We start from the raw sequence: 12,270 nt of genomic DNA on the forward strand, positions 1-12,270 counted from the left end.
TTGCTGAGCAATTATGGGCCAGACCGTAACTTTATAAGCACAGTTCGTCAATGGCATGATGTGCGGCATGGCGATTGAGGATGGGTCCGGTATTCCGTTCGACGCGTGGCGCCTGGTCGGCGGGCTGGAGGTGGCGCTGGACGTGGACGTGCTGTTCGGGGCCTACCCCGACCGCGACGGCCCGCCCGGCGCCCCGGACCAGGTGTTGCGGCTGCTGGGCGAGCACCGGATCAGGGCCGCGGCGGTGGCGAGCCTGCGGGCCGCGCTGTTCGACGTGCGCTCGGGCAACGACGAGCTGATCGACGTGCGGTCCGGCAAGGACGAACTGATCGCGCGGGCGGCCCCGGAGGTCGTCCCCGTCGGAGCCGTGGACCTGCGCGACCCGATCGGCGCCGCGCGCGAGCTGGAGCGGCTGGCCGCCGGAGGCGTCCGGGCCGTCCGGCTGTTCCCCGACGAGCAGGGCGTCGAGGCGGGCTTCCCGTCCGTCAGGCACGTCGCGCGCCGGGCCGCGCGGCTCGGTCTGGTGGTGCTCACCGGCGGCGACGTGCGCAGGTTCTGGCAGCCCTTCGCGGGGCTCGGGGCCACCGTGGTCTTCCTCGACACGCACTTCTACCACCTGGGCGACTTCCTGGTGGCCGCCGCGGACGAGCCCGGCTTCCACACCTCCACCCGCCTGCTCAACTCCCCCGACGCGCTGGAGCTCGCCGCCGCCGAACTCGGCGCCGACCGCCTCCTGTACGGCTCGCGCGCCCCCCACTACGAGCCGCTCGTGCCCCTCCTGCGCCTGGCCACCAGCGGGCTGAAGCCGGAGGAGATCGCCGCCGTGGCGGGCGGCAACGCGGAACGGCTCCTGAGGAGGCCACAGTCATGATCATCGACGTGCACGCCCACTGGGGCCCGTGGTTCTTCACCATGGACGTGGCCGAGGCCAACCTCGCCACCATGGACCGCTACGGCATCGACCGCGCGATCGTCTCCGCCACCGAGGCCGTCATCTACGACGCCGCCGCCGGCAACCGAGCCCTCGCCTCCTACCTGGAGACGCAGGACCGCCTGCTCGGCTACGTCACGGTCAACCCGCGCCGGCTGCGCGAGGCGGAGGCGGACCTGGCGGCGTACCTGCCGGGCGGCCGGTTCGTCGGCGTCAAGATCCACACCGACTACACGGGCTCGCCGGTCGGCTCCGCGCAGCTCCGCGAGGCGCTCACGCTGGTGGCCGCGACGGGGCGGGCCGCGCTCGTGCACACCTGGGGCACGTCCGTGCTGGCCCTGGCGGAGGTCTGCGCGGACATCCCGGACCTGCGGGTGATCGCCGGGCACATGGGAGCCGACGGGTTCCGGTACGCCGTCGAGGCCGCGAACGCCTGCGACCGCCTCTACCTGGAGCCCTGCTGGTCGCACTTCCCCGCCGGCCGCATCGCGGAGGTGGTGGCGGCCGTGGACCCGGCGCAGCTGCTGTTCGGCACCGACGCGACGCTGATCGACCCCTCGTCGGCGTTCGGAGCGGTCGCGGCGGCGGGGCTCGCCGGTGGGACCGCCGAGCGGATCGCCTGGCGCAACGCCGCGGAGCTCTTCGCTCTGGACATTACGGCCTAGCCCGTTATAGCGTGCGGCCCAAACTTCACCTAGGGAGCCCGCGCATGATCCCCCGCCGTCGTTTCCTCCAGGCGGCCGCCGCGACCACGGCGGCCGCCACGTTCACGACCACGCCGGCCCGCGCCGCGACCCACCAGAAAGCCCAGCCCGAGGGCACCCTCACCGACCTGGGGCCGGCGAGCGTCGCCAGCCCGCTGGGCAACGGCGAGTTCGTCGGCGGCGTGCTCTACGCCGGCTCGCGCGGCCTGTCGCCCAACGTGGTCGGCGCGTTCGACCTCGGCCAGGATTCGGTCACGACCCATTTCGACATCCCGACCGGCGTGGGCATCTGGGCGATGTGCAAGGTCGGCACCGACGTCTACGTCGGCACCCACGCGAGATCCGACCTGTACAAGATCGACACGATCGCCGGCCAGGTCACCAAGGTCGCCGAATACCCCGACCACTACATCTGGACCATGGCCTCCTCCCCCGACGGCAAGGTCTACCTGGGCACGTCGGAGCCCGGCCGCGTCTGGGAGTACGACCCGGCCACCGGCACCAGCCGCGACCTGGGCCAGCCCGCCCCCGGCGAGGCGTACGTCCGCAGCATCCAGGCCGACGACACGTACGTGTACGCCGGGATCGGCGCCAACGCGCACCTGATCGCGATCGACCGCAGGACCGGCGAGAAGCGCGAGCTCCTGCCAGCCGCCGTGGCCGACCGCGACTGGGTCTCCAGCATGGGCATGTCGGAGACCCACCTGGCCGGCGGCATGAACTCGCTGGGCGAGCTGCTCGTCCTGGAGAAGGCCGCGCCGCAGAACTACAAGGTCGTCAAGGCCACCGCGGCCGGCGAGAAGTACATCGTCGCAGTCCTGATCCACGACGGGTACGTCTACTTCGCCGGCCGCCCCTCCGGCACGTTCTACCGCTACCACCTGGCCACGGAGAAGCTGGAGGTGCTCGGCGTCCCCTACTTCGAGGCCCTGACCCACCGCATCCTGGCCCACGAGGGCCGGATCTACGGCATCCAGGACAGCGCGGTCTTCGTCTACGACCCGGCGACCGGCTCGCTCGACTACGTCAACCTCGTCCAGCGCGGCTTCAAGGCGGCACCCGAGGAGCCGATGTCCGTGCACTCCGACGGCCGGCGCGTCTACGTCGGCGGCAAGGGCGGCGCCGACGTCCACGACCTGGCGACCGGCAAGGTGACCCGGCTGGGCATCTCGGGCGAGCCGAAGACGCTGCTCACCGTCGGCGACACCACGTACCTGGGCATCTACACCCAGGCGGCCCTCTATGCGCACCGCCCCGGGAAGACCGAGGCCGACCTGATCGCCCGCACCGGCAACCAGCAGGACCGCCCGCGCGACCTCGCCTACGACGCCACGACGGGCCTGATCGTGATGCCCACCCAGCCGGAGCCCGGCCACATGAACGGCGCGCTCTCCCTCTACTCGCCCCGGAAGGGCACGTACGAGACCTACCGGCCGGTGGTCGAGCGCCAGACCGTCTACTCGGTCGTCGCCCGGCACGGCGTCGCCTACCTGGGCACCCTCATCCAGGAGGGCCTCGGCCTGCCGCCGGTCACGACGACCGCCCGCCTGGCCGCGTTCGACCTGCGCACGCGCAAGCTGCTCTGGCAGCTGGAGCCGATCCCCGGGGCCCGCATGATCTCCTCGCTCGCCCTCGGCAGGAACGGCACCCTGTACGGGATGGCGAGCACGGGCGAGGTGTTCGAGTTCGACCTGCGGAGCAGGAAGGTCACCAGGACGATCAAGGTCGGGACGAAGGGCGGCGAGCTGTTCGTCACCGGCCGGGTGGCGTACTGCACGGACGGCGGCTCGATCTACAAGATCGACCTGGTCGCGTTCACGTCGAAGGCCATCGTGGACGGGCTGGCCGGGCAGTGGTTCGGCGGCGAGCCCAAGCTGGCCCTCGACCCCTCCCGCCGGGCCCTGTACGCGGTGCGCGCCCGCAACCTCGTCCGGGTGGCCATCGCCGGCCGCTAATGAGCCGCCTGGCTCATCGCCACGATCACGGCCCGCTCCTCCGCCGGGAGGGGCGGGCCGTACGGGTCGTGGGAATGCGTCTCGGGCACCCGGCCCTCGGCGGCGGCCAGCCAGAGCATGCGCTGCACGTAGCCCTCCATGGGCTCGGTGAACGTGACCTGCGCCAGCCGGTCCAGCCGCCCGGACGCCTCCTCGAACGCGCGCAGGTCCTTGCCCGCGAACGCCTCCAGGACCGCGGCGGTCACCCCGACGCTCGCCGCGGCGATGCCGACCAGGGCCGCCTCGGCCCCCCACAGCAGGGACGGGCCGAACATGCGGTCCTCCCCCGTGATCGCCAGCCGGTCCGCCTCCCTGGCCAGCGCGATGGCGCGCTGGCAGCCCATCGCGTCCGACAGCAGCGCCGTCTTCAGCCCCGCCACGCCGGGATGCGCCAGCAGCTCGCGCAGCGTTCCGGCCGGGCACGGGCGCGTGTAGAGGTCGAACGCGATCATCGGCAGCCGGGCCGCCCGCCACACCTCCTCGTGCAGCGCCACCCGGTCACCGTCCGACGGGAAGACGAGCACGCCGTCCGCGCCCAGCTCGGCCGCCACCCGCGCCTGCGCCGCCGGGTCCTCCGCCCCGCCGCCCACGCCGGCCAGCACCGGGACGCCCCCTTTACCGGCGCAGGCGACCGCGCGCTCGATCACGGCGGCGCGGACGTCGGGGGCGAGGTACGGGCCGCGGCCCGTGTGGGCGAGCACGGCCAGGCCGGTGGCGCCGTCGGCCACCAGACCGGCGAGGTAGCGGGAGACCAGGTCGAGGTCCACCTCGCCGGATGGGGTCATGGGGGTGGCCGCGGCGGGGATCAGCGCGCCGCGGAGCCGGTCACGAAGGTTTCGTACAGCGATGTCCACCCGCACGACCCTATTTCAGGCCGGTCATCGCGATGCTGTTGACCAGGTACCGCTGCAGCAGGAAGAACACCAGCAGGCACGGCACCACCGACACGGCCGCCGAGGACATGAGCACCGACAGCTGCAGCTCCTCGGTCCGCAGCGTGGTCAGCCCGACGGTCAGCGTACGGGTGGCGTCGCTCTGGCCGACGACCAGCGGCCACAGGAAGTCGTTCCAGTGCCACAGGAACACGAACACGCCGAGCGTCGCCAGGATCGGCCTGGTCAGCGGCACCACGATCGTCCAGTAGACCCGCCACTCGGAGGCCCCGTCGACCTTGGCCGCGTCGAACAGCTCGTCCGGCAGCCCCAGGATGAACTGCCGCATCAGGAAGACGGCCTGCGAGTTCGCCAGCGTCGGCACGATCAGGCCCCAGAACGTGTCCACCCCGTCCAGGCTGTTGACCAGCACGAACGTCGGGATGAGCGTGGCCTGGAACGGCACCATCATGGTGGCGAGGAACGTCCAGAACATGGCCTCGCGGCCGGGGAAGCGCTTCTTGGCGAACGCGTACCCGGCCATGGACGAGGTGAGCAGGATGATCACCACGGAGACCACGGCGTAGATCAGCGAGTTGATCGTCCACGTGACGAACCCCGACGACTCCAGCACCCGCGCGATGTTGTCGAGCGTGAGCGAGTCCGGCCACCGGGCCGGCACGGTCGGCCGGCCCGCCGGCGAGAGCGCCACGATGAACATCGCCACGAACGGGCTCACGGTCAGCACGGACAGCACCGCGAGCAGGGCGGCCAGCGGCCACTTGCCCCGCCACCACCGGCGGCGGGCCGCGCGGGCCGTCCGCACCTCGGTGACGGGCCGGGACGCGGTGATCGTCATGTGTTCCCCCGATCCAGGAAGCGGCGCTGGACCAGCGACACGATCAGCACGATCGCGAACAGCACCATGCCCCACGTGGCGGCGTAGCCGAAGTCGAACGATCGGAAGCCGTGGTCGTAGATGCCGAAGATGAGCGTGTAGGTGGCCCGGGCCGGGCCGCCGCCCGTCATCACGTACACGGTGTCGAACGTCTGGAAGGCGCTGATCGTCTCGATCACCACGACGAAGAAGATCGTGGGCTTGAGCAGCGGCAGCGTGATCCTGCGGAACCGCTGCCACGCGCTCGCCCCGTCCACCGTGGCCGCCTCCAGGTAGGAGGACGGGATCGACTTCAACCCGGCCAGCAGGATCAGCATCGAGTAGCCGAACCCCTTCCACACCGACACGACGGCCAGCGCGGGCAGGATCACGGCCGACTGCTCCAGGAACGCCACCGGGCCGAGGTCCGCCTTGGCCAGCAGGCCGTTGATCAGCCCGTCGAACTCGTAGATCCAGCGCCAGATGATGCCCGCCAGTACGAAGCTGGTCACGTACGGCAGGAACAGCATGCCGCGGAACAGCCCGCGCATGAAGACCACCTGGTTGAGCAGCAGCGCCGTGCCGAGCGCCACGAGCAGCGTGAGCGGCACGTAGATCGCCACGTACACGAGCGTGACCCGCAGGCTCAACCAGAAGTTCACGTCGTCGAGCAGCCGGGCGTAGTTGTCCGTGCCGATGAATTCCCAGTCGCCGCCGATGTTCCAGTTCGTCAGGCTCATCCCCGCCGCGCCGAGCGACGGGAAGATCCGGAAGATCAGGAACAGCACGAGCACGGGCAGCACGAACAGCAGGCCGGTGACCGGGTCACGCAGGCGTTGACGCACCGGGTGTTTCCTTTCTGGCGGTGTGCGGGGGTCAGCCGGTGCCGAGCAGCTGGTTGGCCTCCTTGGCGGCCGCGTCGAGCGCGGTCTTGGCGTCCTCCTTGCCGAGCAGCGCCGCCTGGATGTGCGGCGCGAGCACGCCCATGACCTGGCGGGCCTTGGGGTGGGTGTCGCCGGGGAAGGCGTACTGCAGGGACTTGGCGAACTCCTTGGAGGCCGCCGACTGGTCGGGCACGGTCACGTCCGTGCGGGCGGGGAAGAAGCCCGACTCCTTGGCCAGCCCGCCGGACACCTCGGGCGAGGCCAGGTAGGTGGCGAACTTCTTGGCGGCGTCCTTGCTCTCGGAGTGCTTGGCCAGCACCAGGGCGCCGGGGATGCCGAACGCGACCCGCTTGGTCCCTTCGAGCGGCAGGCCGATGCCGACGTTGTCGGCGCCGATGGCGGCGCCGAGCTGGTCGGCCATGCCCGCGGTGGCCGCGTGGTACATGGCGGTCTTGCCGGCGGCCAGCGGGCCGCCCTCGATGTCGTTGGCCTTGCTCGCGGTGTTCTCCGGCAGGCCGCCCACGGCCTTCAGGTCGAGCAGGAACTGCAGGCTGGCCACGCCCTCCTGGCCGTTGAAGGCGACGCTCTTGCCGTCGGCGGAGAAGACCGTGCCGCCGTTGGCCCACAGGATCGGGTAGAAGCTCTGGTTGAGGCTGACGTCGGGCTTGCCCGGGTAGTCCAGTACGGCGACCTTCTTGGCGGCCAGCTTGGGCGCGGCCTCCTTCAGCTCCGCCAGCGTCTCCGGCACCTTCTCGACGCCCGCGTCGGCGAACAGCTTCTTGTTGTAGATGGGCGCGGTGATCGTCTGGTAGATCGGCACGCCGTACAGCTTGCCGTTGACGGTGAGGGCGGCCAGGGAGTTGGGCAGGTAGGAGGACTTCGCCGGGGCGACGATGTCGTCCACCGCCTCGACCGTGCCCTGCTGGGCGTACTGGGGGATCTGGTCGGGACCGAGCACCACCAGGTCGAAGCCCTTCTTCGAGACCAGTGCGGTGGTGACCTTCTCCTGGCGGCCCTCCCAGGGCTGCTGGTCGATCTTGATGTCGATCGTGGGGTTGGCGGTCTCGAAGTCCTTCTCCACCTTGCCCCAGAACGCCTGGGCCTTGGCCTGGTCTCCGATGACGGGATACATCCACAGGGTCACGGTGCTCTTGTCCGAGCCGCTGCTGGATCCGCACCCGGCGGCCGCGAGGCTCAGGGCGGCCGCGAGGCCGACTGCCGCTGCCTTCTTCATCGGCGGCTTCCTTTCAACTAATACCGGTCCTGACCGAAACCTAATGAGCGCGTCTGACCGGGTCAATCCCTGATACATGAACGTAACTACGGTCGAGCCCGAAATTTCGTGATTTCCTGGGCGATCAGCTCGACGTGCTCGGGGGTGTAGGCCTCGTTCCAGTCGATGACCAGCAGCGTACGGTCCACCATGAGCTCCGCCTGCGGGCAGGGGTTGGGCCGGTAGTCCTCGAGCGGATAGCGGGAGGAGCCGTAGATGGCAGCGTCCCACACGGGCGCCCTGTTCAGCGGCTCGGCGAGGTAGCCGGCCCGCGCCGGGATCCCGGCCGCGGCCAGGTGGGCGGCCAGCTCGGGCGCGTCGCCGTCCGGGCACACGATCGGGAACAACCACCAGGCGTGGCCGTCCGGACGCGGCAGGCGTACCCCCGGGAGGCCCTTCAGCGCGTCCAGGAGCTGTCCGGCCGTGCTGCGGCGGGCCGCGAGAACGCCGGGGAGTTTCGCGAGCTGAGCGCGTGCCACGGCGGCCTGGAGCTCGGTCATGCGGTAGTTGATCCCGAAGCCGGCGTGCGACCGGCCGGCCGCGCGGTCCCAGCCCTTGTCCGAGAACAGCCGCATCCGCCTGGCCAGCTCGTCGTCGTCGGTGATCGCCACCCCGCCGTCGCCGCAGGTGATGTGCTTCCACTGCTGCAGGCTGAGGCAGCCGACCTGGCCCGCCGTGCCCGCGAGCCCGCCGCCGGGCAGCTCGGTCAGCCAGGCCTGCGCGCAGTCCTCGATCAGCGTCAGGCCGTGCTCGTCGGCGAGCGCGCGCAGCTCGCCGACCCTGGCCGGCGCACCGAACAGGTGGACCGCCATGATCGCCCTCGTACGGGGGCCGATGAGCGCGGCCACCGCGTCCGGATCGAGATTGCCGTCGGAGGGATCCACATCGGCGAAGACAGGGACGGCGTTCTGCGCCAAGATGGGGGCCACGGTCCCGAAATCCGTGATCGGGGTCGTGATGATCTCGTCTCCGGGGTCCGGCGCGGCCGCGACGACCGACAGGTGGAGGGCCGCGGTGCCGGAGCTGCAGGTGATCGCGTGACGGGAGCCGTAGACTCGGGCGATCTCACGCTCCAGCGCCCGCGCCTCGGTCCCCCAGACGGAGTTGAGCATGCCCGAGCGGATCACCCGCTCGGCGGCGGCCACCTCCTCGTCGCCGAGCGTACGGCCGTCCGCTTCTGCCATGGACGGGAACTTCACCGGGCACCTCACAAGATATGATTGCGGTCTTGACCGAAAATAGCGAGAGGGAGGCGTGGGTGGGAATCGTCATCGGGGTCGTCGGCCCGCACGACCTGGTCGACGACGTCGCGGCCGTCTGCGAGGAGCAGCCGGGCGTCAGCACGCTGCGCCTCGACTACGACCACGAGTCTCAGGCGCCCGCGATCGTCGAGGCGCACGCCTCCTCCGTGGAGGGGTGGCTGTTCACCGGCATAGTGCCCTACATGCTCTCGCGTGACGCCGACGCGCTCACCCGCCCGGCGGCGTTCGTCGACTACTCGGGCGCGACGCTGCTCAGCGCCCTCGTACGCCTCCAGCACGAGGGCCAGGACATCACCCGGCTGTCGATCGACACGCTGTCGGCCGCCGACGTCCAGACCACGTTCGCCGAGGCCGGGCTGCCCACCGGCGATCTGCGCACGCTGCCGTACCGGCCGGAGATGACCTCCAAGAAGGCCGTCACCTTCCACCGGAAGGGGCCCGCGCACGCGGTGATCACCTGCCTGAGCTCCGTGCACGAGGCCCTGCGCGACGAGCGCCACGTGCTGCGCCTGGTGCCCTCCGTCCATTCGGTACGGGTGGCGCTGCGCCAGCTCATGCTGACCGCCGAGGGCCAGGCCCAGGAGGACGCCCAGATCGCGATCGGGCTCGTCGAGGTGGCCAACGAGGAGGGCCTGCTGCGCGAGGCCACGGCGCTCGGCGGCACCCTGGCGGCCTTCCGCGGCGGCACGCACCTGCTGGTGACGACCCGCGGCCCGCTCCACGACGCCACGGGCGGCTTCACCGGGCTGCCCATGCTGGCGCGGCTGGCCGGCCAGAACGACGTCGTACGCGTCGGCTTCGGCCTGGGCCGCAGCGCGGCGGAGGCCGAGAGCCTGGCCCGCCGCGCCCTGGCCAGGGCACGCCGGATCGGCGAGGTGGCCGCGGTCCTGTCGCTGCGGGCGGACACGGACATCGTCCTGGAGTCGGTCACCCCGGCGCCCACGGGGGCGCAGAACCTGTCGGTCATCGCCCGCCGCGTCGGCCTGTCGGTGCCCACGCTGGAGAAGCTCCTGGAGGCGCGGGCGGCGGCGGGGGACGAGCCGCTGACGACCCGGGAGATCGCCGAACGGCTGGCCGTCCAGCAACGCACGGCCCGGCGCATGCTTCATCGGCTGGAGCTCGCGGGCCTGGCGGAGCGCACCGGCAACCTCACCAGCGGCACCAGCGGCCGTCCCCTGACCCTCTACCGCCTGACCCTCTGACCCCCGCACCCCGGGCACAGGGGTGGTGGGTGTGGGGGTGGTGGGGAGGAGGGGCATGGGGTCAGGAGAGCCAGCGGTCGAGCCCGGCCGAGACGAAGTCGTCGTCCCGGAGCCACGGGTACGCGCCCCAGATCCGGTCGATCTCCGCGAGCTGCCCCGGCGAAAGCTCCTCCGCCGGGTCCAGGCACCACCGCCCCGCCAGGAGCCCCTGCCGCCGCAGCACCTCGTGGATGCCCGGAATGCACCCATGGAACCCGTTGGCCGAGTCGAAGATGGCCGCGTTGGCATCCGTCAGGTGCCCGTCCAGCGTGAGCAGCCGCCGTACCACCGCGTCGTCACCGCCCCGGGCGAGCTTGGCCTCCTCCAGCAGTTCCACGGCCCGCCGCACCCACACGGCCCACTGCCCGAGCAGCCCGCCGACGAATTCGACCTCCACCTCGCGCCCGTCCACGACCACCCGGTGCGAGGTGATGAGGTCGGCCAGGATGTGGTCGTCGTTGCCCGTGTAGAGCGCCACCTCCCCGGCCCGCCCCGCCCGTACGACGCCGTGCAGCACGTCCAGCGTGCGATACCGGTCGAAGGGCGCGACCTTGATGCCGACGACGGACTCCACGGCGGCCAGCCGCGTCCAGAAGTCACGGGACAGGGTGCGCCCGCCCACCGCGGGCTGCAGGTAGAAGCCGATCACCGGCAGCACCTCGCCCACGGCCCTGGCCCGCTCGATGAGCGCGTTCTCGTCGAGCTCCCGGTAGGGGCTCAGCAGCACCATGTGGTAGCCGAGCGACCTGGCCAGCTCCGCCTCGGCCACCGCCTGGGCGGTGGGCCCGGTCGCCCCGGCCACCAGCACCACCTCGCGTTCGACCTCCTTGGCGGTGCGGGCCGCCAGTTCGAGCACGGGCGGCAGCAGGCCGGTGCCGTGGATGGCGAACTGCGTCGTGTGCACGCCCACCGCCAGCCCGCCCGCGCCCGCCTCGACGTAGTAGCGGGTCAGCGCCCGCTGGCGGCGCTCGTCCAGCTTCCTGTCCTCGGTGAGCGCGAGCGGGTGCGCCGGGATCACCAGGCCGCGCCTGAACAGGTCACGAACGGACGTCTGCGCCTGTGGAGCCGTGCTGAGCACGTGAGGTCCCCCTTGGTGTTTGTCGGTGTGGGCGGGCAGAGTGGCGGGCAGGGTGGCGGGCAGGGTGCCGGAGCCGGTCAGAAACGGCCGTCACGGCGTTCGAACTTGGTGGGTTTGCCGAGCAGCGGCCCGCCGTCGGCCACCCATCGCGCCGTGTGCTCGATGAGCTCGGCGGGGGTGAGCTCCGGGTAGCCGAACAGGCGGTGGCAGCGCCCCGCGTTCGACAGCAGCGCGGTCGGCGCCTCCTCCCCGGTGAAAACGGGCTCCTTGCCCAGCGCCGCGCCGAGGTCGAGGGCGATCCGCCGCACGGAGAGCAGCTCGGGCCCGGTCACGTTGAGGAGGTACGGCGGCGCGGAGGCCAGGGCCAGCGACCGGAGCGTGACCTCGTTCGCGTAGCCCTGCCAGACCACGTTCACCTGGCCCGTCGACAGGTCGACGGGCTCCCCGGCGAGGATCTTCTGCGCCAGGTCGATGAGCACGCCGTAGCGCAGCTCGACCGCGTAGTTGAGGCGGACGAGCGACAGCGGCGTGCCGTACGTCTCGGAGAAGTGCGTCAGCACCCGCTCGCGCCCCAGGCAGCTCATGGCGTAGTCGCCCACGGGCCCCGTCGGGGAGTCCTCCGTGCTGCCGCCGCCGGTGACGGGGACGAGCGGGTAGACGTTCCCGGTGGACAGGGCGGCGATCCGGCTGTTCCGGAAGCGGTCGGCGACCCTCCCGGGCAGGTACGCGTTGGTGAACCAGGTGGCGTGCTCGCGCCCCTGCGTGCCGAACTTGGCGCCGACCAGGAAGACCACGTTCGGCGCGTCGGGCAGGTCGCGCAGCGCCTGCTCGTCGGCCACGTCGGCGGCCACCACGGTCGCGCCGTCCTCGGCCAGCGACTCGGCGAGCCCCGGCTCGGAGAAGCGCGAGACCGCGATGATCCGCCGGTCCCCGTTCGTGGCGTTGAGTGCCAGCCGTACCAGGCTCGGCCCCAGCTTGCCGCCGGCGCCCAGGATCAGGATGTCGCCGTCGAGCCCGCTGAGATCGTCAACCAGCCCGGCGCTGGGCCGGGCCAGGCGCTCCTCGAGTTCCGCTGTCGTGCGCACGCGGGTATCTCCTCCGTCTGTTATTTACGGTCCAGACCGTAACTGTCGCAGACTTCGGCTGTCAACGGG

11 protein-coding genes are annotated in these 12,270 nt (G+C 71.5%); 4 read left to right on the forward strand and 7 right to left on the reverse strand.

What is annotated here, in order from left to right; all coding sequences use genetic code 11:
• The first annotated feature begins 67 nt into the window (after positions 1–67).
• Genes AB0J87_RS15355 through AB0J87_RS15365 form a run of 3 tightly spaced genes read left to right on the forward strand, consistent with a single transcriptional unit; the run spans position 68 to position 3,590 of the window.
• Positions 68–871 (forward strand): amidohydrolase family protein, encoded by an 804-nt coding sequence (locus AB0J87_RS15355; RefSeq protein WP_363965672.1) that lies wholly within the window; start codon positions 68–70, stop codon positions 869–871.
• Positions 868–1,596: an amidohydrolase family protein gene (locus AB0J87_RS15360; protein WP_363965674.1), complete on the forward strand. Its 729-nt coding sequence runs from the start codon at positions 868–870 to the stop codon at positions 1,594–1,596. The genes AB0J87_RS15355 and AB0J87_RS15360 overlap by 4 nt, the downstream gene beginning before the upstream one ends.
• Positions 1,597–1,640: 44 nt before the next feature.
• On the forward strand, positions 1,641–3,590 hold the full coding sequence (locus AB0J87_RS15365; RefSeq protein WP_363965676.1) for a hypothetical protein: 1,950 nt from the start codon (positions 1,641–1,643) through the stop codon (positions 3,588–3,590).
• Here the strand turns inward: AB0J87_RS15365 and AB0J87_RS15370 are convergent.
• The 5 genes from AB0J87_RS15370 to AB0J87_RS15390 all read right to left on the reverse strand — a co-directional run bounded on the left by AB0J87_RS15370 (position 3,587) and on the right by AB0J87_RS15390 (position 8,719).
• The gene (locus AB0J87_RS15370) at positions 3,587–4,483 is read right to left on the reverse strand and encodes a dihydrodipicolinate synthase family protein (protein WP_363965678.1); all 897 of its coding nucleotides are present in this window, start codon (positions 4,481–4,483) and stop codon (positions 3,587–3,589) included. The two genes, AB0J87_RS15365 and AB0J87_RS15370, sit on opposite strands and share 4 nt — an antisense overlap.
• A gap of 10 nt (positions 4,484–4,493) precedes the next feature.
• Positions 4,494–5,360 (reverse strand): carbohydrate ABC transporter permease, encoded by an 867-nt coding sequence (locus AB0J87_RS15375; protein ID WP_350722559.1) that lies wholly within the window; start codon positions 5,358–5,360, stop codon positions 4,494–4,496.
• On the reverse strand, positions 5,357–6,223 hold the full coding sequence (locus tag AB0J87_RS15380; RefSeq protein ID WP_350722561.1) for a sugar ABC transporter permease: 867 nt from the start codon (positions 6,221–6,223) through the stop codon (positions 5,357–5,359). Before AB0J87_RS15380 ends, AB0J87_RS15375 begins: the two co-directional genes overlap by 4 nt.
• Before the next feature lie 31 nt (positions 6,224–6,254).
• Positions 6,255–7,496 carry an extracellular solute-binding protein gene (locus AB0J87_RS15385; protein ID WP_350722563.1) on the reverse strand — a complete coding sequence of 414 codons (1,242 nt, stop codon included), beginning with the start codon at positions 7,494–7,496 and terminating at the stop codon, positions 6,255–6,257.
• Positions 7,497–7,582: 86 nt separating this feature from the next.
• On the reverse strand, positions 7,583–8,719 hold the full coding sequence (locus tag AB0J87_RS15390; protein WP_363965681.1) for a DegT/DnrJ/EryC1/StrS family aminotransferase: 1,137 nt from the start codon (positions 8,717–8,719) through the stop codon (positions 7,583–7,585).
• A gap of 74 nt (positions 8,720–8,793) precedes the next feature.
• On the opposite strand from AB0J87_RS15390, the gene AB0J87_RS15395 reads away from it, so the two are divergent.
• Positions 8,794–9,999: a hypothetical protein gene (locus tag AB0J87_RS15395; protein WP_350722567.1), complete on the forward strand. Its 1,206-nt coding sequence runs from the start codon at positions 8,794–8,796 to the stop codon at positions 9,997–9,999.
• Positions 10,000–10,060: 61 nt separating this feature from the next.
• Here AB0J87_RS15395 and AB0J87_RS15400 read toward each other — a convergent pair whose 3' ends face one another.
• Positions 10,061–11,116, reverse strand: coding sequence for a dihydrodipicolinate synthase family protein (locus tag AB0J87_RS15400; protein ID WP_350722569.1), 1,056 nt, complete (start codon positions 11,114–11,116; stop codon positions 10,061–10,063).
• A 77-nt stretch (positions 11,117–11,193) separates the two neighbouring features.
• Positions 11,194–12,201: an NAD-dependent epimerase/dehydratase family protein gene (locus tag AB0J87_RS15405; protein WP_363965683.1), complete on the reverse strand. Its 1,008-nt coding sequence runs from the start codon at positions 12,199–12,201 to the stop codon at positions 11,194–11,196.
• Positions 12,202–12,270: the final 69 nt, after the last annotated feature.

This window comes from Nonomuraea sp. NPDC049625, from assembly GCF_040675285.1.
In the GTDB taxonomy this organism is placed as follows: domain Bacteria; phylum Actinomycetota; class Actinomycetes; order Streptosporangiales; family Streptosporangiaceae; genus Nonomuraea; species Nonomuraea angiospora_A.

Coding starts and splice junctions, on each gene's coding strand:
- AB0J87_RS15365 (WP_363965676.1), top strand. CDS start 1,641: ATGATCCCCCGCCGTCGTTTCCTCCAGGCGGCCGCCGCGACCACGGCG.
- AB0J87_RS15390 (WP_363965681.1), bottom strand. CDS start 8,719: ATGGCAGAAGCGGACGGCCGTACGCTCGGCGACGAGGAGGTGGCCGCC.
- AB0J87_RS15360 (WP_363965674.1), top strand. CDS start 868: ATGATCATCGACGTGCACGCCCACTGGGGCCCGTGGTTCTTCACCATG.
- AB0J87_RS15385 (WP_350722563.1), bottom strand. CDS start 7,496: ATGAAGAAGGCAGCGGCAGTCGGCCTCGCGGCCGCCCTGAGCCTCGCG.
- AB0J87_RS15375 (WP_350722559.1), bottom strand. CDS start 5,360: ATGACGATCACCGCGTCCCGGCCCGTCACCGAGGTGCGGACGGCCCGC.
- AB0J87_RS15355 (WP_363965672.1), top strand. CDS start 68: ATGGCGATTGAGGATGGGTCCGGTATTCCGTTCGACGCGTGGCGCCTG.